Annotated in this window: 26 protein-coding genes; 11 read left to right on the top strand and 15 right to left on the bottom strand. The window is 36.6% G+C overall.

Going from position 1 to position 25409, the window contains the following annotated elements; translation table 11 throughout:
- Nucleotides 1-23: 23 nt before the first annotated feature.
- From CEF18_RS04680 to nirB, 4 genes are all read right to left on the bottom strand, one after another.
- Entirely contained in the window at nucleotides 24-842 is an 819-nt protein-coding gene (locus CEF18_RS04680) for a formate/nitrite transporter family protein (RefSeq protein WP_317624096.1), read from the bottom strand.
- 104 nt (nucleotides 843-946) lie between these two features.
- Entirely contained in the window at nucleotides 947-2356 is a 1410-nt protein-coding gene (gene cobA, locus CEF18_RS04675) for a uroporphyrinogen-III C-methyltransferase (RefSeq protein ID WP_223292232.1), read from the bottom strand.
- Nucleotides 2357-2368: 12 nt separating this feature from the next.
- On the bottom strand, nucleotides 2369-2686 hold the full coding sequence (locus CEF18_RS04670) for a nitrite reductase (NAD(P)H) small subunit (RefSeq protein ID WP_110935425.1): 318 nt from the start codon (nucleotides 2684-2686) through the stop codon (nucleotides 2369-2371).
- Nucleotides 2687-2719: 33 nt separating this feature from the next.
- Nucleotides 2720-5122 (bottom strand): nitrite reductase large subunit NirB, encoded by a 2403-nt coding sequence (gene nirB, locus CEF18_RS04665; protein ID WP_110935424.1) that lies wholly within the window; start codon nucleotides 5120-5122, stop codon nucleotides 2720-2722.
- A 417-nt stretch (nucleotides 5123-5539) separates the two neighbouring features.
- Between nirB and CEF18_RS04660 the strand changes: the two genes are divergently transcribed.
- Nucleotides 5540-6463, top strand: coding sequence for a mechanosensitive ion channel family protein (locus tag CEF18_RS04660; RefSeq protein ID WP_110935423.1), 924 nt, complete (start codon nucleotides 5540-5542; stop codon nucleotides 6461-6463).
- 65 nt (nucleotides 6464-6528) lie between these two features.
- Here CEF18_RS04660 and CEF18_RS04655 read toward each other — a convergent pair whose 3' ends face one another.
- Complete coding sequence (locus CEF18_RS04655; RefSeq protein WP_190238675.1) at nucleotides 6529-7311, bottom strand: CPBP family intramembrane glutamic endopeptidase; 783 nt, start codon at nucleotides 7309-7311, stop codon at nucleotides 6529-6531.
- 20 nt (nucleotides 7312-7331) lie between these two features.
- On the bottom strand, nucleotides 7332-7532 hold the full coding sequence (locus tag CEF18_RS25740) for a hypothetical protein (protein ID WP_183041017.1): 201 nt from the start codon (nucleotides 7530-7532) through the stop codon (nucleotides 7332-7334).
- Nucleotides 7533-8286: 754 nt separating this feature from the next.
- Here CEF18_RS25740 and CEF18_RS04650 point away from each other — a divergent pair.
- Nucleotides 8287-8616 (top strand): hypothetical protein, encoded by a 330-nt coding sequence (locus CEF18_RS04650; protein WP_110935421.1) that lies wholly within the window; start codon nucleotides 8287-8289, stop codon nucleotides 8614-8616.
- Nucleotides 8617-8847: 231 nt separating this feature from the next.
- Here the strand turns inward: CEF18_RS04650 and CEF18_RS04645 are convergent, their stop codons facing one another.
- A complete protein-coding gene (locus tag CEF18_RS04645) occupies nucleotides 8848-9264 on the bottom strand; it encodes an RDD family protein (RefSeq protein ID WP_110935420.1) in 417 nt (138 codons plus the stop codon).
- 307 nt (nucleotides 9265-9571) lie between these two features.
- Between CEF18_RS04645 and CEF18_RS26950 the strand changes: the two genes are divergently transcribed.
- Together CEF18_RS26950 and CEF18_RS26945 are read left to right on the top strand one after the other, a co-directional pair.
- Entirely contained in the window at nucleotides 9572-9730 is a 159-nt protein-coding gene (locus CEF18_RS26950; protein ID WP_310793569.1) for a hypothetical protein, read from the top strand.
- Nucleotides 9730-9918, top strand: a complete 189-nt coding sequence (locus tag CEF18_RS26945) for a cupin domain-containing protein (RefSeq protein WP_310793570.1) — start codon at nucleotides 9730-9732, stop codon at nucleotides 9916-9918. Before CEF18_RS26950 ends, CEF18_RS26945 begins: the two co-directional genes overlap by 1 nt.
- 225 nt (nucleotides 9919-10143) lie before the next feature.
- Here CEF18_RS26945 and CEF18_RS04635 read toward each other — a convergent pair whose 3' ends face one another.
- Nucleotides 10144-11361, bottom strand: a complete 1218-nt coding sequence (locus CEF18_RS04635) for an MFS transporter (protein ID WP_110937586.1) — start codon at nucleotides 11359-11361, stop codon at nucleotides 10144-10146.
- A 276-nt stretch (nucleotides 11362-11637) separates the two neighbouring features.
- On the opposite strand from CEF18_RS04635, the gene CEF18_RS04630 reads away from it, so the two are divergent.
- Entirely contained in the window at nucleotides 11638-12540 is a 903-nt protein-coding gene (locus CEF18_RS04630; RefSeq protein ID WP_110935419.1) for an acyl-ACP desaturase, read from the top strand.
- A 74-nt stretch (nucleotides 12541-12614) separates the two neighbouring features.
- On the opposite strand, the gene CEF18_RS04625 is transcribed toward CEF18_RS04630, so the two are convergent.
- The 4 genes from CEF18_RS04625 to CEF18_RS04610 form a co-directional block, all read right to left on the bottom strand.
- Nucleotides 12615-12857 (bottom strand): hypothetical protein, encoded by a 243-nt coding sequence (locus CEF18_RS04625; RefSeq protein WP_110935418.1) that lies wholly within the window; start codon nucleotides 12855-12857, stop codon nucleotides 12615-12617.
- Nucleotides 12858-13356: 499 nt separating this feature from the next.
- Nucleotides 13357-14136 carry a DUF4198 domain-containing protein gene (locus tag CEF18_RS04620; RefSeq protein ID WP_110935417.1) on the bottom strand — a complete coding sequence of 260 codons (780 nt, stop codon included), beginning with the start codon at nucleotides 14134-14136 and terminating at the stop codon, nucleotides 13357-13359.
- 119 nt (nucleotides 14137-14255) lie between these two features.
- Nucleotides 14256-15929 carry a ribonuclease J gene (locus CEF18_RS04615; RefSeq protein ID WP_110935416.1) on the bottom strand — a complete coding sequence of 558 codons (1674 nt, stop codon included), beginning with the start codon at nucleotides 15927-15929 and terminating at the stop codon, nucleotides 14256-14258.
- Nucleotides 15930-16132: 203 nt separating this feature from the next.
- Nucleotides 16133-17173 (bottom strand): Rossmann-fold NAD(P)-binding domain-containing protein, encoded by a 1041-nt coding sequence (locus CEF18_RS04610; protein ID WP_110935415.1) that lies wholly within the window; start codon nucleotides 17171-17173, stop codon nucleotides 16133-16135.
- A gap of 173 nt (nucleotides 17174-17346) precedes the next feature.
- On the opposite strand from CEF18_RS04610, the gene CEF18_RS25735 reads away from it, so the two are divergent.
- The 3 genes from CEF18_RS25735 to CEF18_RS04600 all read left to right on the top strand — a co-directional run bounded on the left by CEF18_RS25735 (nucleotide 17347) and on the right by CEF18_RS04600 (nucleotide 18306).
- Nucleotides 17347-17499: a hypothetical protein gene (locus CEF18_RS25735; RefSeq protein WP_183041018.1), complete on the top strand. Its 153-nt coding sequence runs from the start codon at nucleotides 17347-17349 to the stop codon at nucleotides 17497-17499.
- Nucleotides 17500-17602: 103 nt separating this feature from the next.
- Nucleotides 17603-17938, top strand: a complete 336-nt coding sequence (locus CEF18_RS04605) for a YfhD family protein (RefSeq protein ID WP_223292230.1) — start codon at nucleotides 17603-17605, stop codon at nucleotides 17936-17938.
- An 83-nt stretch (nucleotides 17939-18021) separates the two neighbouring features.
- Nucleotides 18022-18306 (top strand): potassium channel family protein, encoded by a 285-nt coding sequence (locus tag CEF18_RS04600; RefSeq protein WP_110935414.1) that lies wholly within the window; start codon nucleotides 18022-18024, stop codon nucleotides 18304-18306.
- Nucleotides 18307-18456: 150 nt separating this feature from the next.
- Here the strand turns inward: CEF18_RS04600 and CEF18_RS04595 are convergent, their stop codons facing one another.
- Nucleotides 18457-19320, bottom strand: a complete 864-nt coding sequence (locus CEF18_RS04595; RefSeq protein ID WP_110935413.1) for a DUF421 domain-containing protein — start codon at nucleotides 19318-19320, stop codon at nucleotides 18457-18459.
- A 99-nt stretch (nucleotides 19321-19419) separates the two neighbouring features.
- Here CEF18_RS04595 and CEF18_RS04590 point away from each other — a divergent pair, with 99 nt between their 5' ends.
- The 3 genes from CEF18_RS04590 (at nucleotide 19420) to CEF18_RS04580 (ending at nucleotide 23546) form a co-directional block, all read left to right on the top strand.
- Nucleotides 19420-19785 carry a DUF4363 family protein gene (locus CEF18_RS04590; RefSeq protein WP_110935412.1) on the top strand — a complete coding sequence of 122 codons (366 nt, stop codon included), beginning with the start codon at nucleotides 19420-19422 and terminating at the stop codon, nucleotides 19783-19785.
- A 132-nt stretch (nucleotides 19786-19917) separates the two neighbouring features.
- Complete coding sequence (locus CEF18_RS04585) at nucleotides 19918-20523, top strand: hypothetical protein (RefSeq protein WP_110935411.1); 606 nt, start codon at nucleotides 19918-19920, stop codon at nucleotides 20521-20523.
- A 425-nt stretch (nucleotides 20524-20948) separates the two neighbouring features.
- Nucleotides 20949-23546 carry a LamG-like jellyroll fold domain-containing protein gene (locus tag CEF18_RS04580; protein ID WP_110935410.1) on the top strand — a complete coding sequence of 866 codons (2598 nt, stop codon included), beginning with the start codon at nucleotides 20949-20951 and terminating at the stop codon, nucleotides 23544-23546.
- Between the two features lie 203 nt (nucleotides 23547-23749).
- Here CEF18_RS04580 and CEF18_RS04575 read toward each other — a convergent pair whose 3' ends face one another.
- Both CEF18_RS04575 and CEF18_RS04570 read right to left on the bottom strand, forming a co-directional pair.
- The gene (locus tag CEF18_RS04575) at nucleotides 23750-24316 is read right to left on the bottom strand and encodes a GNAT family N-acetyltransferase (protein WP_110937584.1); all 567 of its coding nucleotides are present in this window, start codon (nucleotides 24314-24316) and stop codon (nucleotides 23750-23752) included.
- 297 nt (nucleotides 24317-24613) lie between these two features.
- On the bottom strand, nucleotides 24614-25366 hold the full coding sequence (locus CEF18_RS04570) for a GNAT family N-acetyltransferase (RefSeq protein ID WP_110935409.1): 753 nt from the start codon (nucleotides 25364-25366) through the stop codon (nucleotides 24614-24616).
- Nucleotides 25367-25409 lie beyond the last annotated feature (43 nt).

Below are 25409 nucleotides of genomic sequence, written 5' to 3'. Positions count from 1 at the left end.
AGACCTAAAGCAACAAAACTCATTTAAGCCTGTTTCCTGACTGTACTTAACGTTGTGTTTCTAGCTCTATTTGGTTTCGTATCCGAAATAGAATACCAGTAAGCTGCCCCGACAAACACCACTCCCCCAATCATATTGCCAATCGAAACCGGAATAAGATTAGCAGCCATTCCCGCCAATGAAACTGTATCTGGATGCGGCACCATTAATCCGATCGAAAGAACCGTCATGTTTGCAATACTATGTTCAAAGCCTGATGTAATAAAAGCAAATAGACACCAGAAAATCATAATTAACTTAGCCGTATCATCTTTAAGTTTGACGGAACACCAAACCGCTAGACAGACTAAAATATTACAAAGAATACCACGTACAAGCAATTCCATAAACGGGGCATTCATTTTGGCACTAGCTGTAGCAGTAATGAAATCGGCTGTCGCGCATTGCCATAAACCTGAATAAAAGTAAAGAGCAGCTGCAAGGATGGAGCCAGCGAAATTGGCCAAAAAACCAAATCCCCATATTTTCCATGCATCTTTCCATGTTGTTTGTTTCTCTAACGTTCCGATCGTCATAATCATATTATTTCCAGTAAATAAATCCGCTCCAGCCATTAAAACTAAACTCAAAGCAACCCCGAAAGAAACTCCCATCACTATCTTTGTAGCAGCTATACTTATTGGAGACAATAAGCCTCCGATTGTAAAAATTAAAATGATCCCTAACCCTACGAAAAATCCCGCCATCATACCTGATACAAAAAACTTCCCTTTACTGGCGTTCATTTGTCCGACCTTTAATGCTGCAGTGTTTCCAAATGACTCAATGACTTCTTTCATCATCTTCTTCTCCTTTTTTTTAGTTAATTTTATTACTTTTGTGAAACAGTGAGCATGTTTTCATACAAGCTAGAGCCCTCTAAAAAGGCTCCTTACTTTTTTTATCATCAACTTGATTTCCATTTTCCTGCTTCTAGTTCTTGCTGAATTTCTTCATTCGTATGTTGAAAACCTTTTGATTTCGCATACTCTTTCACACTTTCACCTATGTATGCAAAACCTATTTCTTTCTTAAGCTTCACCCCATGTAATATTAACGCATCTAGAAACCAGTCTACTGATGACTTACTAGGGAATATAACCGTTTCCCAAAGCTCTTCTTCAAGCAAACGTTGATCGATCTCCGTGAACCTTGGATCAAAATCGAGAGTGTGAGTGACTAATAAGTTAGCGTCTTTTACTATTGGTTCCTTATTTTTTCCGTATCCGATTCGGATCATGTCCACCGTCGGCTCGGTTATTTTCTCAGAACGAATACCTGCTTTTTTTAATACCCTTTTTGTTTTTTCAGATAGACAAAAGATACTTCTTGGAAGCTCACGAATATCGTAACCTTCAGAGAAAAAAGCTTCGAACAGAATGTGAACACTTTCAGGAGAGAAAAAAACCATCTTTTCCACTGATTGAAGTCGCTTTAGCCACTCCGAAGAAATCAATTTATTCCTTTGTTTTAATGTTGGATACGCATAGGTAACTGCTCCCTGGTCAAGGAAATAACGCTCTAACTTACTTTCCCCGGATGAAGCTTTAGCAATTAATACTCGTTTACCGAACATCTTCTTCTTTTCGAACCACTTCAGCTTCTTTCGCAGTCCAACAACATCTCCTATAATTGTCATAGCGGGATTTTCAATACGGTTAATTGCGACTTTACTAGCAATAGTCGGCAACGTACCTTCTACCGTTCGCTGCTTTCCAGTTGTTGCCCATTCAATCACGGCCACCTGAGTCTCTGGTGAAAATCCGTTTTCCAGGAGCTCTTGACAATGGTGTCCGAGATTTTTCACACCCATATAGTAAGCGATGGTATCTCCGTGCTCATAACGGTTGTGATTTTCCACGCTGTTTTTTTGCGAAGAATGTCCAGTACGCAGTGTAATACTTGCACTGTGATCACGATGTGTGACTGGAATCCCCGCATAGCTTGCCGCAGCAATACTGGAGGTTACCCCTGGGACAATATCATAGTCGATACCTTGCTTTTGCAGGGCTTCCGCTTCTTCTCCGACACGACCAAATACCGCAGGATCTCCTCCTTTTAGTCGTACTACTCGCTTCCCCATCAATGCCAACTCAATGATTGTTTCATTGATTTTTTCTTGACGCATGACGTGCCGATCCGGAAGTTTTCCGCAATAAATCAATTGACAATTTTCCTTTGTTACACGAAGCAGGCGTGGATTCGCTAACCGATCGAATAATACTACGTCTGCATCGCGCAAACAGGAACTTCCTTTTTCTGTAATCAACCCGAGATCTCCGGGTCCAGCGCCAACAAATGACACAAATCCTTTCACGTCCTTCACCACCTATATGGAAACGAAAATATCTCCGTTTTTTATCTCAACGTTATAGGTAGGTACTTTCCCCTCATCTGGAGCTTGTACTTCCCCTGTTATTAATGATACTTTCCAATCCTTCAAGGGGCAATAGACAAATTCACCAGAAACAATCCCTTCAGCAAGTGGTCCGTTTGTTTGCGGGCACCGGCTTCCAATTGCTCGTATGTCTCCATTTGTTAATCGGAACAATGCTATAGAGTTTCCTTGAATCTCCACTTCTTTCCCTATTAAAACCGGCAAATCTTCGAATGGCATTATTCGAACCTGCTCTTTTAAAACATTCATACTGTAATCACCCTTCCTTCAAGTATTCAATTATTATACCCTCGTCACTTCATAGATTTTCTTTTCTTGGTTTTTAGCAAGCATTGCGCTCCATGCTTCATGATATGTGTCTCTAGCTTCTGTAAAACGATTTACATAATAGTCTCTTTGTTCCTGATCTACGAGCGCCGTTTTAATTGTTTCAATGCCTAATCGATCGACCCAAGGAGCGGTTCGTTCGCCGTAAATTCCAGTTTCACGATAGTACTGCATGTAAGCTTTGGCATAAGTTATGACTTCTTCCTCCGTAGCAACGATTTTGATGAAATCACATTCTCGTATTTCAGTACCACCGTTACCACCAACATACAATTGATAGCCATTTTCAACACAAATGACACCAAAGTCCTTCGTTAACGCTTCCGAGCAATTTCTTGGGCAACCCGCTACACCCATTTTCATTTTATGCGGTGTATCCACCATTTCTAATTCCTTCTCCAGTTTAATTCCGAGTCCTAACGAGTCTTGGGTACCAAAACGACAGAACTGTGAACCCACACAAGATTTTACATTACGGAGAGATTTAGAATACGCATAACCTGAACGCATTCCTAACTCATCCCAGACTTGAGGTAAATCTTCTTTTTTCACGCCATAAAGACCAATTCTGCTTGCCCCCGTAATTTTAACTAATGGAACATCATATTTTTTAGCTACTTCACCCATCCGTACTAACTCGTCTGCTGTTGTTGTGCCACCATACATCCTAGGAATGACAGAGAACGTTCCATCCTTTTGAATATTCCCTTCCATCCGTTCGTTTACGAAACGAGATGATTTGTCATCCTCATAATAAGTCGGAAGAATCATTCTCATATAGTAATTGAGTGCAGGACGGCACTTCTGACATCCCTCAGGATTTTTAAATTCAAGTACATGACGAACTTCCTTCGGTGACTGAAAACCTTTGTCTTTTATTACAGCAACAACTTCATCACGAGAGAAATGTGTACACTCACACATGCCACTTTGTTGTGCGGCAGCGTCGAAGCTGTCACCCAAAGTAAGCGCAAGAATACCTTCGACCACCGGACGACATTTACCACAAGATGCGCCTGCTTTAGTGCAAGTTTTCACTTCATCAAAAGACGTTAAACTCTCTTCTAATATTGATTGAACTATTTTTCCTTTAGTAACACCATTACATCCACAGACAGTCTCATCAGCAGGCATTTCCGCCAGCATAGCAGAATCATCTTCTTCTCCAGCCTTTTGTAAAACGGAAGCAGTCGTAAACTCTGAAATATCCGTACCTTTTTTCAACATGGAAAACAAACGATTCCCATCACTCGCATCTCCGTAAAGAACAATTCCTACTACTTTGTTATTCGTTACTAATATTTTTTTGTACACTCTAGCGACAGCGTCTTGAACGACGATGGCATCTGTATCATCATCTTCCTGTATTTTACCCCCGGAAAATAAATCACAGCCCGCTACCTTTAATTGTGTCGACAAAATAGTCCCCTGATATCCTGTACCTTGAATGCCTGTTAACTGATCGGCGAGTGCTCTACCTTGTTCATATAATGGAGCGACCAATCCATACGCAATCCCATGATGCTCTGCACATTCACCAACCGCATAAATAGAAGGGTCAGTAGTTCTCATATGGTCATCCACAACAATCGCTCTCTTTACTTCAAGACCTGATTCTTTTGCGAGCGAAACGTTAGGACGAATACCGACAGCCATAACGACTAAATCGCAAGCTAACTCTTCTTCGTCTTTAAAGCGAATGCCTTCCACACAAGCATTACCGAGAATTTCTACAGTTTGTTTTTCCATTTTAAACTTCATGCCTTGTTTTTCTAAATCTTTCTTTAGCATTCTCGCCGCCGGTGCGTCTAACTGCTGTTCCATTAAAGTCGGTAAAAGATGGACAACATGTACTTCCATTCCTCGATCTATCAATCCTTTTGCAGCTTCTAAGCCTAGCAATCCTCCACCTATAACAACAGCTTTCTTTTTTGTTCTAGCGAATTCGATCATTTTTTCCGTGTCTTCGATTGTTCTGAAGCCAATAACTCCTTCTAAGTCTTTTCCTGGAAGTGGTAAAATAAATGAATCTGATCCAGTAGCTAAAATTAATTCATCATACGAAACCACATTTCCTTTGTCAGTTTTAATTATTTTTTCTGTTCGATCAATGGTAACTACTCTCTCTCCTGTGAGGAGTGTGATTTTATTTTCTTCGTACCACGAAAGATCATTAATGATAATTTCATCAAGCACTGTTTTCCCTTGCAGAACATTTGACAGCATAATTCGATTATAGTTAGGATGGGGTTCGTCCCCAATAACAGTAATCTCATATTTCTGTGGATCTCTTTTCAAAATTTCCTCGATACTTCTAACTCCAGCCATTCCGTTTCCAATCATGACAAGTTTTTTCATATCCTGATTCCTCCTTTTACTCTTGCTCAGTCATTCACATATGTTATTAAAAAAATAGTTCCTTCTCAAAGATGCTATGTCGTTTATCTTTTTTTACTGTAAAAAAAGTATATACGAGTAATAAACAATAAAAGAACGATATTTTCAACAAATTATTGAACAATTTTGATTACGTTGGTTCCAATTTTAAATTTTGATTTTATCTATAGATCCACTTTAATCCATTTCTAAATGGTCTGCTGTGATTTTAATCACACGTTTCCCATGTTTAGTAAAAACTGCATTGCATACTTTAAAACTTAGTGTCTTTTTTCTATGTTGCTTCTTTATTATCCGAAAAGCATACGATCTCGTTGATTAAATAGTTCTAATAGAGGGTAAAACACCATTATACGAATACATAAAAGGAGTTCAAAAATGACGGAACTATTTGATTTTATATCCACTAATACGACAATATATAAATTAATCATCGCTTTGTTAGGCGTAATTATCATCTCTGTTATCGTTAGAATAATGAAAAAGACCTTGACTAGGTACGTTAAAGACCAAAATAATTGGTATAAAACAAGGAAAGCAACGAATATTTTTGGATTTATTCTAGCAGCTATATTTTTAGCCATTTTGTACAGCGATATGTTAGGCGGCATCACCGTTGTACTTGGTGTAGCCAGTGCTGGAATTGCGTTTTCTTTACGAGAAGTAATTGCCAGTATTGCTGGTTGGCTTACTATTTTAGTTGGTGGAATGTTTAAAACCGGTGACAGAGTTCAGCTTGGTGGTGTAACTGGAGATGTAATTGATCTTGGCGTTTTACGAACCACTGTCATGGAAACAGGTCAATGGGTTGATGCAGATTTATACAGTGGCAGAATTGTAAAGATTGCAAACAGTTTCGTATTTACGCAACCAGTTTATAATTATTCCACGGATTTTCCTTTCTTGTGGGATGAAATTACCCTTCCAATTAAATTTGGCAGCGATTATACAGTTACGAGAGAACTCATTCGTCAAGTGGCTATTGATCAATTAGGTGATTACAGTCAACAAACCAAAGAACATTGGGACTATATGGTACGAAAATTCATTATTGAAGATGCAACGACCGAACCTATGGTTACACTGACGGTGAACGATAACTGGGTTGAGTTTACGTTAAGATACATTGTGGAATACAAAGCTAGAAGATCAACAAAGGATACCCTATTTACAAATATACTGAAGAAAATCGAAGCGCAACCAGAAAAAGTACAGCTTGCCTCCGCAACCTTTGAAGTAGTTAGTACTCCCCCAGTAGATGTTAATATCAAAAACAAACCAGACACCATTGACAAAAATTAAACTTGTTCTTTCATAGTTAAGTGCGGACAGTGCCTTGCGCTGTTCGTGTTTCTTGCTTTCCTGTCCTATACAATCCATCCACTTAAAACCATCCCTATATTTATCATGAAATGGATTAGCACGGCGGGATAAATACTCTTCGTTTTCAAAACTAATACAGCATAGAAAAATCCACCAAAAGAGAATATAATGCACAATAATAGAGGCATATCAATAACTAAATGCATTAATCCGAAGCCAATACTTGTTATTATCATTCCATATAAAACAGAAACATATCTCGTTAAACTTGATAATAAAATACCGCGCCATAAAAACTCTTCGAGAGTGGCATTTATAATCGAAAATAGTAACCCAAAAAATAACATGGATTGAATATCACTTATATCTTGTTGGAAAATAAATAGACTTAAAATCAAAATGTTGACTAAGAAGACCACGAGCAGAAAAGAAGATATTTTAATCGTATGAAAAGGGAGATTTATGTATGTATCCCACTCTGGCAAACGGTTAAAAAAAGATAGTTTCTTTTTATGAATGAGGTGTGTTAACCAGATTCCAAGCACCATAATAAGAAGCAGGCTTCTATTTAAAAGAGTCTCTACTTCTGTGGATAAATTATAGTTAAGTATGAATATATTAATGAATTGAAAGAATGATAAACTCACGATAAAAGAGATAAATATGGACGTTATGAAACGCAAATTGGTTTTAAATACGTACATAAAGAGCAAACATAGTAAGACAGTTATTATACCGAACCACATTTTTAAAGCAGTCACAACTATACCAAGAAAAAATAGTAAAGCTAATATGGATAAACTGAGGTATTTTCTCATAAGTACCATCGCGGTCTCCTCAAAGGAATCTATTCTACTCGTTCTTTCGATATATTCTCTTCCCGTACCCACTTTACGGCAAACCACAGACCAACCAAGGATGTTACAAATGATGCAAGTCCTCCGATAGCTAATGAGTAGAAATAATACTGATTTAATGCAAAACCACCTGCAATGAATACACTTCCTAAACATACAAATAAAATCGTTAGTTTTCGATATTTATTCATTTCCCTCTCCCTTCTATTACAACTCATTTCTAGCTAATTACTTTATCATTTTGACTACGACCTAAGCCTATACCTGTACAGTTAATGATGAATAAATAAACTGGAAAAACGATTAATGCACCTAACATTATGAGTCGACTAACACCAGTCGCGATATAATTTAATGGTTGATATAAAGCAAAGAAAAAAGGCACCAGACTAAAATATTTACCCTTAAATAATAGGATACCTCAAATACGCATACTCAGGGTACATCTTTGCTGTAACTTCGACAACCACGGAAACAAAAAAATACAAATCGCAATCAAACGAATCCTATTATCAAAACAGCTACTTTCGTTCATATTCTCGCTAACGTTTGAATACTATCTTAACATTAGATGGCTACAAGCTTCTCTTAAATACACCTTTTCCGTGTATAATTACTCATTCTCGTTTTTAATAATACAGAATACTGGTTAACTCTTCTGTATTAAATGGTAGTAAACTCGATTTTCAATTTCTGCACGAAATCGTTTCTTTTGACGAATATATAGAACATTTATCGAAAGCCTTAACTTTAAATTAAATCTCCTATAAGATTATCTTTGTAATACTGTTTTAGGCCCCTAACTCTTATACACTAGGAAGTGATGAAAATTCGGAATTAATTTTGACTAGTTGGTATATAAAACTAAATAACATCATATTTGTATATAGTAAGAAGATTGTTAAGAAACTCGTAAAATAATATTAAATCAGAGGTGGTTAGTCGATGCTAGCTGTAAACAAGAAAAATTTCGATATCGAAACAATGTATTGGTTCATTAAAGGAAATCAATGTAAAATTATTAATGTCTATACGAAAAGCCTCGGAAAAGTTTATGTCGCCTATATGAATAAAGAAATAATCGTGTATTATTTTGACAATGACCATGTTATTAAACATCTACTGAATTCTTCTAGATCTCAGCTGCTATTGAAATTATGGAAACCTGAACCTCTTAGCGAAAACGATCCTAATACCAATAATTTGGAAAATATTTTGTTAGATATGCTTCACAAAGACGAGTGGACAAAAATGCCTAAGGGTCAGCAAGTTTGAATTAGAAATCTAGATTCCAATCTCAAAAAGATCGAGTGAGCCATGACTGACACGACTCATTCTACCCCATAAACAAAAGGGTGAGAGTTCAAGGTTTTTTCTAACACCTTACACTCACCCTTTTCCTGTTACTAAAGTTCTCTAAATCATCATATATTTAGCTTAGAGGTTATCGGTGTTTTGATGATTATGTAAAACATACATCCCCTGTAAATAACCTCACTTCCCTCTTTACTTTGGCGGACTAGAGGTTACATAAGTACCTGCAATAAAATCATGAATCGCCCGTGAATCTTTTCTCATTCCTACCATAAAGCCACTCACAATTAAACCAATCCCTAATGAAACAGCATATACGATTCCTGCTAACAAATGTCTTAATAGCAAGGTGGTGATTCCAACTTTCGCTCCATCTATTCTGGCAATACGGATACCTAAAGCTCGTTTTCCTACTGTATATCCATACCAAATGACCGGTAAAATTAGATAGTACAAAGGACTTAAAGTATCAACAAAGGTAAACCTTTCTATAAAGACATCTCTATAAATTATTGTAGATAATAAAGCTGTCACGAACATAACAACTAGCCCATCTAGAAAGCCTGCGGCAAATCGCACCCAAAAACCGGCTGGATCCTTTACTTCCATGCAAAATCCTCTCCTCAAATTAATCGGTTTCTCTATTATTATAAAGTACTTGTTCTACCTTTAAAAAGAAAAGCCCTCACTCAAGGGAACTACTATAAAGTGAAAGCATTAATCTAATCGATCCACGTTTGTGCAACGGTTTCAAGGTCCGAGTCTTTGATTTCAGACATAATATTTTCCAACATCCTATTATTTGTGATTTAAATCACCACGTTTACCTTAAAAGAGTATTACTATTACCTTATAAGGTTCCTTAAGAGTTACCAAAAGAGTTTTACACCATAAAGAAATGAAAAGGGGTTTTAAAATGAAAAAACATAATGTGAATGAGTTTATAGAATATGGCGAAGATAGATTTACGAAACGAATCATTTATAAAGAAACAGACAGTACAGCATTTGTTTTAAATTTTAAGCAGGTCAATCACTTCCTGCTCATAAACACCCAGGTTCAACTGTCTATTTAATGGTTTTGCATGGAAATGGTGAATTTACAATCGATGGAGAGACAGTATCTGCTTCTGTGGACGATGTTTATGTTTTTAAAATAATAGGCAATGAAGAGATGGCTTTTGAAAACACAGGCAACGACAATACAAGTCTCTATGTCCAGTTAATGAAAATTCCGGATGAAAAGTACGCGAGAAATATATAACTCAAGTGTACAGAATATAAGAAAAACGGCATAGCCGTCTTTTGTTATATACAACGTCAGCTTCCGCCGCCCCGAGTAGCACCTACTTAGTTCGTGTAGGTGCTACTCGAATGGAGGTCGGTTTCCTTGATAAATGCGTCGTGAAGGTAGCTGGTAATTTCACTTTATCAGCGGCCTCTATAAAATAAGCGAGCGGAGATTGATATCCACTCGCTTATTTGATTCTTATTTGGGTTTGATACTTCCTATAGTAACTCCTTTGTTAACTTTCGTTCCAGGCATATCTTTCTTCGTTTTCATATGAGGGATTACCTTGTATTTTACAATCAAAACATTGAGGAACAAAAGAACCGAAGAAATAATAAACAAACTTCTAATTCCAGCTACTGATGCTATCCATCCACCTGCGATCGGTCCAACCATCGTCCCTAAATACATAAAGCTATTCGAAAAACCATAAGTTCGGCTTTCCATCCCTTCTGGTGAAAAGTGACGTAAAAGCGAATTTATTGCTGGTAATAGTCCTCCTATGCAAATACCTAATAGAAATCGGAAGATAAGTAAATGCCAATAACTTTGCACAAACGCTTGTGGGAAACTAATAATCGCAGCAAATAAAAGTGCAAATAATAACACAAAGTGATGGCCTTTCCGGTCACTGAGTTTGCCTAAAAACGGGCTTACAGACATGTTTGCGAAGCCCATCACCGACATGGCCAGACCAGCGTAGAAAGCAACATTTTGTGAAGGACTAAGCTCTTGGACAAACAAAGATAAAAGTGGATTAATTCCTATTAATGCACATTGAACGATAAAAAACACGAAAAATAGTGATAAAACGGGGGATGTGGAGATAATTTTTTTAAAATCCTGCATTGTTTTTGTCTTTACTGTTTCTTCTTTTCTCACAAATTGTTCATCCACAAAAAACAACACGACAAATGCAGCGATCAAAATAGTAACTCCTGTTACATAAAAGATCATCCGAAACCCCATTAAATCAGCCATAATTCCACCTAATAAAGGTCCACAAATTGTACCTGCCACACCACCAGCTTGCAACATACCTAATGAATGTCCCATTTCTTTTTTTGGCGTGCTCATTGACATTAGTGCAATTGCTGCTGGAATAAAACCAGAGATAATTCCATTCAATAATCGAAGTAAAAGTAATGACCATGGTCCAACTGCAAATCCTGTAAGCGTTATGACAATCGCCATCCCAAATCCGGATCGAAGCAGCATTGATTTTCGGCCATATTTATCAGCAAGCTTTCCCCATAATGGTGCAAATAGAAAAGCGGTTAAAAAATTAGCCCCGAAAATTACCCCGGCCCATCGACTAATTGATTGAGGATCGGTGACTCCTAATTCTTGGAGATAAAGGGGTAAAAACGGGATGATCATTGTCATTGCACCCATGACAAAGAACTGACATACCATCAATATATATAAATTTCGTTTCCAATTTGGTTGAGACACTTTTATTCACGTCCTTCTAGTTACTTCTATTATATATTTCGCATCCCGAAGGTTTCAAGAGTAAATCTACATACATATTGCAATTTCCTTCCTGGAAGTTTCTGGGGGGTCTGACCCCATTCAAGCTTTCATGGATATCTTGGCTATTTTTCTGTATAATCAATATGAAAGCGAATTATTTTCTGAGTAGTGCGATAAATTATCCGAATTCGAAGAAACAAGAAGGAGGAACACCGTTTGTTAACAAATCATTTAGATTTCAGGTTGGAACCGAAGTTAATACAAATGTATGAAGATCATAAAAAAAGAGCTGCAAAAATAGATTGGGGCTATCATGAATTTTTACCGTGGGACAAGGCTAAAAGTTTTAAAAGAGTGCCCTGGGACGAGAGTCAGGTTACTTTGCCTAGACATTTAATAACAGCTGTGGAAACTGCCCTATTAACAGAGGTCAATCTTCCTTGGTTTACGTCCCATTTGGATCAAACATTCAAAGGATCATTAACTGTTATTCGGGATTTTGTTCATACGTGGACTGCCGAAGAAGACCAGCATTCAAGTCTCCTTGAAAACTATCTTTTAATTACTCGCAATGTAGAACCGATGCGTTTACATCAACTTCATAAACAAACGGTAGAGAGTGGATTTAATCCTGATTTCGAATCACCTTTTGAGACTATGGTTTATACAACTCTACAGGAACTCGCAACGATGGTTTTCTATACGAATGTCGCTAAATTGGCTAACGGCCCGGATAAAGACCTTGCTACATTGCTTCGTCGCTTAGCGAAAGACGAAACATTACACTATGCTTTTTATCGCGATGTCATTAAATACCATCTTCAATTGGAACCTAATTATTGTTATTATTTGGGACATGTTATCAAAAACTTTCAAATGCCTGGAACAGTCATGCCAAACTTCGAAGATCGTATGTCAATTATTGCAAAGGAAGCAAATTACGGTCCTTTAGAATACTTTGATCAAGTTCTCGATGTGATTGTAGATTACTGGGAACTGGAAAAACTCCGTCCAATCGCTCCGGAAGCAGAAGAAGCTCGGCTAGACATTTTACGTTATCATGCTAGATTGAGAAAAGTTAGAGATCGATTTTATAAGAAAAAACATTCTGAGAAATAATGTAGGAAGAAAAAAGGCGTGACACCTTGGTGTCACGCCTTTCCCCTCTAAATTAGAAGAAATCTAATACAAATTTAAGCTTTACTGAATTCAATATCATTCCCCATCGATCTTAAAAACTGCTGAGCTGATTTATATGTCTCAAATCGTTGCTCATTATGCTCTTCAATCCAGCTCTCCGTATTAAAATAAATATCTTCATTTGCATCTGTTAAATCGTCTTCTATTGTCATTATTAACAATTTTTTATCATAAGTAGCCTTCACTAAAACACCACTAACAGAATGATGAAACAAACCCGTGTATACTTTTGCCATACGTTACACCTACTCTCTTGTTCTATTATAACAAAAATTTAATAGCTATGAGGGATTCTAAGCTCACATTAAAAAAATGTCTCTATAAAACTGTCTAGATATTGGAAATGTGAAGTCCCCTTAACTTTTGAAGAAGGAAGTGTGTCTACCATAGAAGGTCAAGTTTCGCTATATTTTTCACTAAGGATATTAAGAATATATATATAAAACTACAAAGAAAAGGTATAGAAGTAACTGAAATACAAGATGATGGAGATAACTTATTTTCCAGATAATAAGAAATTGCTATCATTACTACTCCCTCCTTAGAGGCTAGAGGACGAGAAATTCAATATGAAAAAAGCACCTGAACAAAACAGGTGCTTTTCACGTGTTAATTACATGGTGATTTTATTGTTAAAATCGTTGAATTAAGCTATGTTTTACATCAATTTTTAGCGTCTTGTCTTTCGAACTTTTTCCTGCAGCTTTTTTTATCATCTAGTCCTACTTTTTACACCTATAAGCTTAATCTCTCAGAAACAATATAAGTCATTGTTGCCTCATATTTGGCTTCACTATCTTCTAACTCTACTCGGATAAGGTAATAGTCCGATTCTCCTACTTCCCAAGAAAATAATCCTTCCTCATCCGTATTCACACGAACCTCACTTGAATCACTTCTTTTGATCACAGCCACATCAGCGTTAGGAACAGGTTCCCCCTTCAACATCACTTGCGCAGAGACTGTGTTATCCGGTGCAATTGCTGTTGGGTTGAACAACGGAACAATCTCAGCCCTGTCTAAGGTTACGTGTTTGTCATATCCTTTAAAATCTTTAACCGACTCAAGTGATGGGCATTTGCTTGCAGCAACATAGGATTTTGAGCTACGTAAGGTAGGCTCAGTTTCATCTCCATAGGTGAAATCTCCCTTAGCGGCAATCGTATAAATACCTTCTTCTTTAGTTAGCAAAGAACCTACGTGATAGTTGTTCACACCTATTCTTTCTTCAATCTCTTCTTCTTCTCCCATATAAAAAAATGTATCTGTAATTTGCTGTTTCTCACCAGATGGGGCAGTCACTTCCACATTAGAGTCTTCTAATCCCCAATTGCGGTCCAGTCGATAGCTAGTATGCTCTCCAGAATGATTTCCAAATAGTAATTCTATATAGGATTTTTGCCCAATTTCAACAATTGGAGTGTTTGTTTGAGACCACCCATTATGTGCACTAACACTCGTCGCTACCATAAACATCGTGACTAACATCAAACTAATAGTACTGATCATTCGCATAATTGTACCCACCTTTAGGAATAAGTTGTTTCCATTTATATTTTTCCAAAAAGTGAAGATCTTATTACAAATGAGCAGCGTAAATCAACACTTTTTTTCTATTGTTCCTAGATAGATGATTAGATCTCAATAATAATTGGCACGATCATTGGTCTTTTTCTCGTATGAGATAATAAATATTTTCCAACTGTTCGTTTTATATGTTGTTTAATAATACTCCATTCTTTTCGCTCGGATGCTTTTAACTCCTCAAACGCTTTTGCAATTTGATTATTGACTTCTTTCAGCAGTTCCTCTGAATTTTTTGCATAAACGAATCCGCGGGAAATCGTATCCGGTGGTGAGATAAGTTGCTTTTCTATTTTACTCATTGTCAAAACGATTACAAGCATACCATCTTCCGAAAGTTGCTTTCGATCGCGCAACACGATATCCTCTACGTCACCAATTCCTATACCGTCTATGAATGTATTTCCCGCTGGAACTTTCCGTGATTGACGAGCCACCTTGTTTTCAATATCGACTACTTCGCCATTTTTCAATATAAATGTATTTCCTTTTTCTACCCCAACCTGTTCTGCTAGTAACCGATGATGGTGCAGCATTCTATATTCACCGTGAATAGGGATAAAATAAGTCGGTTTCATCAGTGTAAGCATTAGTTTTAAATCTTCTTGATAGCCATGTCCAGACACGTGCATCCCTGATGAACTTCCGGATCCGTAAATGACATGGGCACCAAGTGCATATAAGTTATCAACAATACGAGTGACATTACGTTCATTTCCAGGTATCGGACCCGCAGCGAAAATAACTGTGTCTTCAGCTAAAATTTCTACATTACGAAAATTGCCAGTGGATAGCCGGGAAAGTGCAGCCATTTGTTCTCCTTGACTCCCAGTGCATACAATCGCTACTTTTTCAGGAGGCAATTCATCAATTTCATTCGCTTCAATTAACATATCATCGGGAATATCCAAATAGCCACGTTCTCTCGCAACAGCAACGACATTCACCATACTTCTTCCAAGTAGCGCCAGCTTTCGATCCGTTTTCCTTGCTGCGTCAACGACTTGTTGGACACGACTTATATTTGAGGCAAAAGTAGAAAGAATCACTTTACGTTCCGCTTTCAAAAAAGCTTCATCAACATGCTCAGCTACGATATGCTCAGATGGTGTTAAACCCTTTCTTTCCGCATTCGTACTTTCTGACAAAAGAAGCAACACCCCTTCTTTACCAATTTCAGCCATTCTATGAAGATCAGAACGTTCCGTGCTTGCAGGAGTTAAATCAAATTTGAAGTCTCCTGTATGTACGATATTACCTTGTGCTGTGTGGAGGACAATTCCCAAACAATCAGGAATACTATGGATCTCTTTAAAAAAACTAACACTAATTTCTTGAAAAGCCACCTTTGAGTTTTCGTCTACTTCCATTAATTTTGTTTCTCTAAGCAGTTTATGTTCTCTTAATTTCAATTCAATAAGACCTAGTGTAAAACGTGTTGCGTAAATAGGGACATTTATTTTTCTTAGTAAATATGGGATACCACCGATATGATCTTCATGCCCATGTGTCACAACCAAAGCTTTAACTTTTTCCTTGTTTGCTTCTAAATACGCCACATCAGGGATAATAACATCTACTCCTAACAAGCTTTCGTCAGGAAATTTGATGCCACAATCGATAACGATGATTTCGTTTCCAAATTCTACTGCATACATGTTTTTACCGATTTCATTCAATCCGCCTAATCCGAAAATGGATAAGACATTCTCTTTTGGACTCATATATATAACCTCCAAGTCTGATAATATAACTAGTATGCCCTTTTCATTTGCGTTTATAAGAGACGTTGTTGGTTAATCTAATATTCCATAAAATTGAGTTATCAATGAGGTCAACAAAGAAGCACACAAGCCAGAAACTTCCATCCGCCCCCCTTCTTCTTTCCATTCAAGGAACTGCTTTTTACATTTTCATTGAACATACTTTATCTAAGTTTTTCTAAATTTTTCTTGAATCTTTTCATCACCATCAGGTGTATTTTTGCTTGGGTTATGAGGTAAAAAGTCCAAGGCAGCGAAGGTATAAAATCATGTATTGCAGCTAAACATTCTTCTTTCCCTGGAATTTTTCTGAATTCTAGTGTACCTTGTTCAAATGGCATACGTTTGGCAAGTATCCCCCCACTTATCGTAAATAAAGCATGATCTGGTTTACTTCTATCCTTTAAATAGCTAAATGACAGCAAAGGTTTTTTAAAGAAAACTGTATGTATATAACAATTGTTATCGAAGTCTTGTTTCACCTTAATTAGTGGATTCAACGATTTTGACAACCATTCCATATAGTAAAAAGCCATCCACTGTGCATTCTTTCTATCTGGCAACAGTAATTTTTGCACAGAACATACAGAATGATTTTCATTAACAATGGACTCGGATATCTTATCTTTTTCATGACGGCTTGTACCTAACTGCTTATCACCAACACGTTTGTTACTTAAATTCTTTTTTAAGTCGAGGGTAACTTTATTTAATGATACTGATTCTTCATCGATGTCATCTGTTCTCAAAGTCGTTACAGGAATACCGTATGAGCGCATAACAGCTTCCGCTTCATCTTGTATTATCTCGTTCCTGGAATTTTTATGTTCTCTCTCAACTGGACAACGAATATAAATAATCTTTTTCAATCTATTTTTCTTAGCCGTCTGTGCAAAATTATCAGCAGCAATGATATTCAGATCTTCCGTCCTTGCTTGTGTTAAATGATTGATTGTATGTAATGATTGCACAAAATAAATACCGTAATCAGCTTCTTCTATGCAGTGCTCTACTTCCCATAACATCAAAGGATTACAGGATCGCCAAATGATATTCTTACAAAAAAATTCTTGTTTCGGAACAGATGCTGCGAGTGCAGCGATCTGGAAATCTTGTTGTAATTCTTTGATTAAATGTCTCGCTAAATCACTATTGGCTCCTGAAATGATGATTTTAGGGGTCTCATCTTGTTCTTGAACCATCATGACTTGTCACTCCTTCCATTACCTTTAATTTTGTCGCCTCTCCCCTCCTAATTATATAATATATGACTCACCGGTTAATCTCCATTAGAATGAGCGAATTCAAGTATAGAAACATATCTTCAAACGAATAATAAATTATGGTTTTTACACACCTAATAAAGGAGGAACTAATTGTGGAAAACAGAGAACCAGAACGATTTACGGCAGCGGATCTTAGTCCTGAGCAGTTGAACGATCTCGAATTTTTTGAGAAGGATTTGCGAAGTGATTCGAATAAAGAGATTATATTAGTAGCATATGAAGAAAAGAATGAAAAATCACACTAAAGATTATAAAGGAGACATTTCCCTCTAAATGAATACTCACCGGTTAGATGAAGGACAATAAGGTGTATTACATTGTGTTTGTATTATTAAAGGAGGTACTCAAATGGCTAAAGATAAAAACAAAGACAAGAATCACGAAAATCTCACCGCCGATTTAGGCGGAATGGGTCTTTACGGAACAACTGGAAATGTTGAAATAGAAGGGTATACCATGTCTGGAGATATTGAAAATGCCGGACAACTTGACAAAGGTTATAAACGTAACAAGGAACATGAAGGTGCCGTTGCTTCCTTTTTAGAAGACGACTTGCCTGTAGGCAAAAATGAAGATGTTCAATATGACCCGAAACAAGCTGACCATGAAGATAAGGAAGCGCAACAAAGAGCTGATGAAGCAGATAAGCGAGCCGAGAACCGTACAAATTTGTATGACAAATGATAAGTAAACATTTTTCGGAATGATGTAGCAAAGGTCTTTTCACAGACCTTTGCCTCGCCATTCATTCAATAGGGAGAAAAACGATGATTTTTAGCCTGATTAAAAAAGTTCTTGATAAAACTATAAATATAGAGCACTGGATTCTAATAGTAAGCGGTTTCGGTTTTATCATTATAAGTTCACTAATCATGTATTTATTAGAACCAACTGAATTTAATTCTCTATTTAATGGTTTTTGGTTTGTTATGACAACTATTTCTCAAGTTGGTTATGGAGATTTTGCTCCTGAAACAGTTTTAGGTAAGCTTTACAGTATCATACTTTATATCGTCGGCGTTGGTTTTTTTGCCATTATGATCGCTAAATAGATTGACTTACTTAATAACTATGAAGAATTAGGATCCCCTTTAAAAAAGGAGACTCTTCTACGAGCAAACGTATTCCATGCAGATTCCTATACTGTCTGATCGTCCTTATTCTAAACTAATGGCTAAAAAAGTTTTGTATAAATAACCTCATTACTCTTTTAAATAAGCGGTCATATTATCTAGCAAAGTTTCCATGTTTTGCGCCTGGTTTTTATACATCTCTTTCGCTTCTTCATTCTCAGCTTGTAAAGAGAAGTTCATTAAATTTGTTTGTAGTTGTTTTATATTTGCAGCTAACAACAGTTTCTGTTTTATTTGCGACATTTCAAGTTGATCATTATATAAATCAATATATACATTCCCTTTTGAATCTACTTGTGCAAGAAATACTTCAGAAAATGAATTTGCTCCTTGGTTGTTTAGTTCATTTAAAAGCCATTCTTGATTGTATCCGAGCTCACTTAAATTTTTTTCCATCAGATTTCCATCCATAACAACGATACGAGGTTGATGTTCCGGCTGTACCGGCATTCCCATATCTTTAGACGTTATTGGCTGGACATTGCTATGTTTCATTACACTTACTTGACCATTTTTCTCCATGACTGCTGATTCAACATCGGATAATTTAAACACATCTTTCTGTCTCAGGTGAATCATGAGTTCATCAATTGTTAAGCTTACTTTTTTTAAATTTTTTTCATAGACCTTCCCTTTTTCGATTAAGACTGTCGGACTACCTTCTGAAAATTTCCTAAATCCAAAAGACCGCAATTCTATTTGCGAAATAATCATTGGTAAGAGAGCCCAAATAATCATCCCAACAATAAAATTAGATACTCTTACTTGCGTTCCGAATGTTAGTTCCGCAGCAATACTACCGATAGCAATTCCGACAATATATTCATAATAGGTCATATCGGTCAAATGCTTTTTACCCATTAATCTTGCTAAAATAAATAACACGATAAAGCCAAGTATCCCTCTTATAACGACTGTTCCTATTTCAGTCACTATTATTCCCCCTTATTTTAAATATACGTACTATTTTTCCATTATTGGGCAATCTATAAAGAAACATACATCATTTACTAATTTAAAGGAGTGTTTACTTTGACTAGAAAAATTTTAATTCTTTGTCTGGGATTGTTGATAACTTTATGCATGGTTTCTGGGTGTTCAACAGCTCAGATTTTCCAATCCAAAACGGATGAGGCACTCTTTAACGATATTCATAATTTGTACGAGCAAATTGATAAGGAAGAATGGGACGGTGCGCTTTCGAATGTGAACAAATTTCAAAAAAATTATGAAAAACAGAAGTTGAAACTATTAATGTTAGGTACCATTGATTATTACCATGAACTTGAACTAGAGGTTGAATCCCTTAAGGAATATGTGAAAGATGAGGATGATGTGGAGAGTAAATTAGGATTAAGTGAAATTAAATATCGACTTTTCACCATCTATAATTTGTAAGGGTTACTCTACTTTGAATACAATTTCTTGCATATACTTTTAGCACCCTAAATTGTATACCTTTGCATTAATCTAATGAACATACTGTAAACAATGTGGACATACACTTTCACTAACAGTGAGGTGGATTATGTGTCTTATTTGTATGTAAATGAATGGCTATTATTTGTTATATCTGAAGGGCTTACTTGGTTTTTTTTAGGTATATTTCTTTTTAATCGCTATACTCTTCGATACGTCCGACTAAATCGATTGTTCTTAACCTTGATTATCTTTTGTACGATTTTCCAGTTTGGTTTGGTTTTTATTGACTACTATATAACAAAACATATTTCCTTGTTTCAAATCATTATAATCCTGTTTATCATCTATGCGATGACTTTAGGAAGTGCTGATATTCAGCGTCTCGATAAATATCTTTTATCTAAATTCACTAATCACCACCGATCCGTCATGAATGAAGATTTATATTCGTATGTAAATTACCGAAAAAATCTCTTTCTCATTCATACTATAGCCATAGTTTTTGTGCATTTTATCTGGCTTATTTCCGACAATAGTATAACTTTGTATTTACGTGAATTAAAAGTTTTTATGTTTACTCATACTTACTTATCTGAGTTTCCACTTTTATTTAATCTTCACGCACTTAATAGGCTCAGTTTCATCTGGATTATCTTGTATAGTTTTGATTTATTGATTTATTCATTTATCTCATCTATACAACCTGGCAAGTAAAAAATCCGTAATATAAATCAGAGTATCCCTTATTAGTAAAGATATATCATGCCGTTTAGAGAATCTCCTGCATTATTCATCTTTTTTCCCCTCCTCTAAAATCATTTTTCCTTTACTATTTACAAAACTTCAAAATTAAAGCTCTTTTTCGAAAAAGGGCTTATTTAATGAAAATTAATTGTTAAAAAATATAATTAATGTTTATATAAACTATATAATTACCCTTACCAAGTGATTATTTCCCCTTGTTAGTTCTTTCAACTTATAGTATCGTTAATATATTCATAAATATATTAATATGTTTATGTTTTAATTTCTACTTGAATTGAATAAGGAGGGAAGGGATTCGATTTTATGAATGTAAGGACTTTTGTGTGAAGAAATGATCGCGTTTACATTTTGTTTTATAGAGAGGAGAAAGTAGAATGCAAAAAACAACCAAAAAGAGAATAGGGCTTATTTTATTTCTATTACTATTAATTATTCCTATTACAGTGTTTAGTCAAGGCTATAGTGGTAAAAATAATGCCAATAGCAATAAGCCAAACCAAGAAAATCAAAAGGAGGTGCCTAGTTTTCAAGAGGCTTCCGTTCATGACCCTTCTATTATTAAAGCCGGAGATACGTATTATGCTTTCGGTACTCATATTGATGCTGCGAAATCAACTGATCTAATGGAATGGTCTAATTTTACGAACGGATATACAACCCCTGATAACACTTTATATGGTGACTTATCTGAAAACTTAGCTGGTTCGTTTGAATGGGCAGGTGAAGATGACTCGGATAGTGCCGGTGGTTTTGCTGTTTGGGCACCAGAAGCCGTTTGGAATGAACATTACGAACATGAAGACGGTTCAACTGGCGCATATATGATGTATTACAGTGCCTCATCAACATATATAAGATCCGCCATCGGTTATGCTGTATCTAAAGATGTAGAAGGTCCATATAGTTACGTCGATACCATTATGTATTCTGATTTCCATGAGAAAGAAGGTATAAAAGATGCTGGTAGCGATGTAAATAAAAACTGGAAAAATACCAATCTTCCAGACCTTATTGAAGATGGTACGATTGAAGGAATAAGAGATGAATGGTTTCTAGACAATGGTGGATACAACTACAATGATTTCACCAATTCAATTGATGCTAACTTGTTTTTTGACGAAGACGGAAAGATGTGGATGACTTACGGCTCTTGGGCAGGTGGGATATTCATTCTCGAAGTAGATCCGACTACAGGTCAACCAATCTATCCTGGTAAAGATGGTGTGACAGAAGATGGTAGAATGATAGACCGCTATTTTGGAACTAAAATATCTGGTGGATATGGTCGTTCAGGTGAGGGTCCATACGTAAACTATGATGAGGAAACTGGCTATTACTTCTTGTATGTCACATATGGCTGGTTAGGTGCTGACGGTGGGTATCAAATGAGATCTTTCCGTTCTGAGAATCCTGAAGGTCCATATGTAGATGCTGCTGGAGATCCGGCTATTTTACCTGATTCATTAGACAATGGAATTCCCGGAAACAAACCTGATTCTCTGGAACATGCTGATCACGGAAATAAATTAATGGGTAACTTCTTATTTGAAAGAAAAGTCGGCGATCCTGGGTCTGGAAATGGCTACGGTTACATGTCTCCTGGTCACAACTCTATCTTTACAGATCCCGATACTGGAAAAAGATTCTTAGTTTTTCATACACGATTCCCTGACAAAGGTGAAATGCACGAGCTTCGTGTCCACCAAATGTTTGAGAACAAAGAAGGATGGCTAGTGGCCGCCCCTTATCGTTATGCAGGGGAAGAACTTGCTAAGGTAAACCGGCAAGACTTGATCGGTGACTATCAGTATATCAATCATGGAAGCGATATTACTGGTGATATCGAAAAAGCCTCCTACATTTCTTTAAACAAAAATAACAAGATATCTGGTGCAGTGGAAGGTTCTTGGAAAAAAACCAGTCACAATCAAGCCGAAATCACGATTGATAACGTGACATATGATGGCGTATTTATCGAACAATGGGACCATAGCTCAGAAAGTTACGTGATGACATTTACAGCAATGTCTCAGGAAGGCGTCACTGTTTGGGGCAGCAAAATGCTTGATAAAACAGACGAAGAGATTGTCGAAGATGTCGCAAATGATTTGAGTCTCGGTGACATTGATAATGTTATCTCTAACGTAACACTTCCCGTTGAAGGTACTCGCAATTCAGAGATTACGTGGGAAACTTCTGACGAAACGGTTGTTACGGATTCAGGTGAAATCAACCGACCAGGTGTTGATGCTGAATTTGCGACAGCAACGCTTACAGCAACAATTACAAAAGGTGACGTCTCCGAAACTAAAAGTTTTGAGCTCACCGTTTTACCAACGAAAGAAGCTGGCTTAGTCGCGCATTATCCGTTTGAAAATGACCTTGAAGAAAGCACGGGTAACTTCGAATCAGGTGCATCCACTGGTGATAGACTTGATAATTCAGGCGGTACGATCACATTTGAAGATGGTCAACTAGGCAGAGCAGCTGCCTTTGATGGCGAATCCGGGGTTAGTTTACCAGATGGGCTTATTTCCAGCGACGCTTATTCGGTATCACTTTGGTTAAAACCGGAAAAACTAACACCGTTTACGACTGCTTTCTTCGGTGCAACGGATCCAGACAACTGGATTAGCCTCCTTCCATCTGGGACAGAGGATCTTGAAAATACGATGATTTGGTCAGGCAGCTCAACTTGGTATGATGCCAATACTGAGATGACGATAGGAACTGATGAATGGACCCATCTCGCTTTCACAGTAGCAGACGGAAACATTCAAATATATATTAATGGAGAAGAGAAACACACAGGTTCTGATTTTCCAAATGTATTCACGAATACTTCAGCCAAATTTGGCTTAGGTGTAAACTATTGGGATACCCCTTATCAAGGGTTAATGGATGATCTGCAAATTTATGAAGGTCTCCTCTCCCCTGAAGAAATAAAAAATATTACAGATTCAAATGAATAAGCTTACAAAAAGTCATATTCTGTAGTCTTAAAAGCAACTAGAAAATAAAACTTTTAAAAACCTATTGGGAGCAGAGGCCTCCTAATAGGTTTTTATTTCTTCGTTCTGATTCATTATGAAGGGTGAGGATTGCCCTCGGAAAGCGCCCGCCTAGAGCGGATAACGCTTCCTCTTGAAAAGAAACGTCTACACAAACCTTTTATTTAGTCCAAACTAATCCTTGAAAATACACAAGTATCAGTCAGCTCTTTCCCATCAAGAGAAAGTTCGTCATTTCTAAGTATACCTTCTAAAATGTACCCCAATCTTTCAGGAATAGCTCTGCTTTTTAAATTCTTAGAATCACACCTTATTTCTAAGCGTCTTGCTTTCAGCTCTTTAAACGCAAACTTGGTTATCCCTTCTACTACCTCAGTAGTATAACCCTTACCACGATGTCGAGTATCTACCCAGTAGCCGATCTCAAACTTAGGTACTTCCCAATCAATTCGGTGCAGGCCGGACGAACAAACAAATTCACCGGTTTCTTTTAGAAAAGCCAGCAATCTAAGATCTTCTCTTTTCAAAAACTTTATGTAAGAATTTCGTATGTTAATCTCTGTTTCCTCTTCTGTAGGTTCCTTGTGAGCAAACGGCATCCATGCTTTTAATTCATTTATAGATTCTTTTATTGCCTCATTAACAGCTTTGCCATCTCCTGGTTTAGGAAGCCTTATTAAAAGGCGTTCTGTTTCAAATTCCTGTGGAAAATTGAGCAGCATTGGTTTCACGTTTGAGTTTTGCAACATTTCCCCATCTCCTTAAACTTATCATTTATCTGATTATACCATTTTATAGTTATTCGTTTTACAATAGTGACTACTATTATACAAGATTTACAAAAATCGAAAACAACAATATCCAAAGTTTTCTTTTTAATCTACTTTGTTTACTTATTGTGTACATTCATAATATTTAATTACTTGAACTCGGTTAATATGCCCATCCGAACCGTTTAGCTAAAGTTACTTTTAATTCTTGGAAAAATTTCGGAAAAGGAGCCAGCACTCTGTGCTGACTCAAAAAAATTACTTTTTAATTCTATAGTAATAACTGTACTTTTCCTCGAATCCTATTTTACTGTACAGATTTAATGCCGGAACATTCGAGATCATTACTTGAAGATATGCAAATTTAGCTGCACTCTCTTTTCCCCATTGTAAAATCTGAAGCACAAGTTTTTCTCCGTACCCTTTGTACCTATATTTTTCATCAGTAATAATGTCGTATAATCCTATGTATTCGCCTTCCAGAACGCCTCTCCCGCAGGCAACAACGTTACCATTGTCATCGATTACCATGGCGTAACAAATACCAGGTACAATATTTCTTAAGATTTGCTTCATTGTTGATTGGTCGTTTTCTTTTATTTTGCTTAAACGGCAAAAAGCAGATAACCAACTATCATGTAAATACTCGTATACTTCAACGTTTTGCGCTGAATGTAACTCTATCTTTTCCAATGGGAGTAATTGAACACTCGTTATTCCCTCCAGAACATAATCTCTTTCATCAAGACTCTTATCTAAATTTTGCGGAAATACTTGGGGAGTAATTTTATAAACTGTTCTCAAGTTTCTTTTTTCGTAAATCTGCTCACTTATGTCTATTTTTTGTTCCACTTCTTGTTTCGAGAAATAAAGCGCATTAATCGAATTTGCTCGTTTCGTATATCCATCAGCAAATCGTAACACCCACCCATCGAACAAATGTGTTTGAAGCGCCGGTAAAGCATTCAAAGATAATTCTTCTATTTTTTGTATGAATGATTGATCTTCCATGTAGTCGACCTCCATGGTCTTATGATATAAATTCTGTCAAATG

The organism is Salipaludibacillus neizhouensis, from assembly GCF_002886185.1.
Taxonomy (GTDB): domain Bacteria; phylum Bacillota; class Bacilli; order Bacillales; family Salisediminibacteriaceae; genus Salipaludibacillus; species Salipaludibacillus neizhouensis.
The sequence above is the reverse complement of the archived record's forward strand: the minus strand, read 5'-3'. Positions and strand labels throughout refer to the sequence as shown.

Bases quoted from the DNA above. Each gene is read 5' to 3' on its own strand.
- CEF18_RS04635 (WP_110937586.1), bottom strand. From the start codon at position 11,361: ATGGTATGTCAGTTCTTTGTCATGGGTGCAATGACAATGATCATCCCG.
- CEF18_RS25740 (WP_183041017.1), bottom strand. From the start codon at position 7,532: ATGAATAAATATCGAAAACTAACGATTTTATTTGTATGTTTAGGAAGT.
- CEF18_RS04570 (WP_110935409.1), bottom strand. From the start codon at position 25,366: ATGGAAGATCAATCATTCATACAAAAAATAGAAGAATTATCTTTGAAT.
- CEF18_RS26945 (WP_310793570.1), top strand. From the start codon at position 9,730: ATGGTTTTGCATGGAAATGGTGAATTTACAATCGATGGAGAGACAGTA.
- CEF18_RS04600 (WP_110935414.1), top strand. From the start codon at position 18,022: ATGATTTTTAGCCTGATTAAAAAAGTTCTTGATAAAACTATAAATATA.
- CEF18_RS04670 (WP_110935425.1), bottom strand. From the start codon at position 2,686: ATGAATGTTTTAAAAGAGCAGGTTCGAATAATGCCATTCGAAGATTTG.
- CEF18_RS04660 (WP_110935423.1), top strand. From the start codon at position 5,540: ATGACGGAACTATTTGATTTTATATCCACTAATACGACAATATATAAA.
- CEF18_RS04645 (WP_110935420.1), bottom strand. From the start codon at position 9,264: ATGGAAGTAAAGGATCCAGCCGGTTTTTGGGTGCGATTTGCCGCAGGC.
- CEF18_RS26950 (WP_310793569.1), top strand. From the start codon at position 9,572: ATGAAAAAACATAATGTGAATGAGTTTATAGAATATGGCGAAGATAGA.
- CEF18_RS04610 (WP_110935415.1), bottom strand. From the start codon at position 17,173: ATGATGGTTCAAGAACAAGATGAGACCCCTAAAATCATCATTTCAGGA.
- CEF18_RS04580 (WP_110935410.1), top strand. From the start codon at position 20,949: ATGCAAAAAACAACCAAAAAGAGAATAGGGCTTATTTTATTTCTATTA.
- CEF18_RS04615 (WP_110935416.1), bottom strand. From the start codon at position 15,929: ATGAGTCCAAAAGAGAATGTCTTATCCATTTTCGGATTAGGCGGATTG.
- CEF18_RS04620 (WP_110935417.1), bottom strand. From the start codon at position 14,136: ATGCGAATGATCAGTACTATTAGTTTGATGTTAGTCACGATGTTTATG.
- CEF18_RS04650 (WP_110935421.1), top strand. From the start codon at position 8,287: ATGCTAGCTGTAAACAAGAAAAATTTCGATATCGAAACAATGTATTGG.
- CEF18_RS04655 (WP_190238675.1), bottom strand. From the start codon at position 7,311: ATGGTACTTATGAGAAAATACCTCAGTTTATCCATATTAGCTTTACTA.
- CEF18_RS04625 (WP_110935418.1), bottom strand. From the start codon at position 12,857: ATGGCAAAAGTATACACGGGTTTGTTTCATCATTCTGTTAGTGGTGTT.
- CEF18_RS04605 (WP_223292230.1), top strand. From the start codon at position 17,603: ATGGCTAAAGATAAAAACAAAGACAAGAATCACGAAAATCTCACCGCC.
- CEF18_RS04680 (WP_317624096.1), bottom strand. From the start codon at position 842: ATGATGAAAGAAGTCATTGAGTCATTTGGAAACACTGCAGCATTAAAG.
- nirB (WP_110935424.1), bottom strand. From the start codon at position 5,122: ATGAAAAAACTTGTCATGATTGGAAACGGAATGGCTGGAGTTAGAAGT.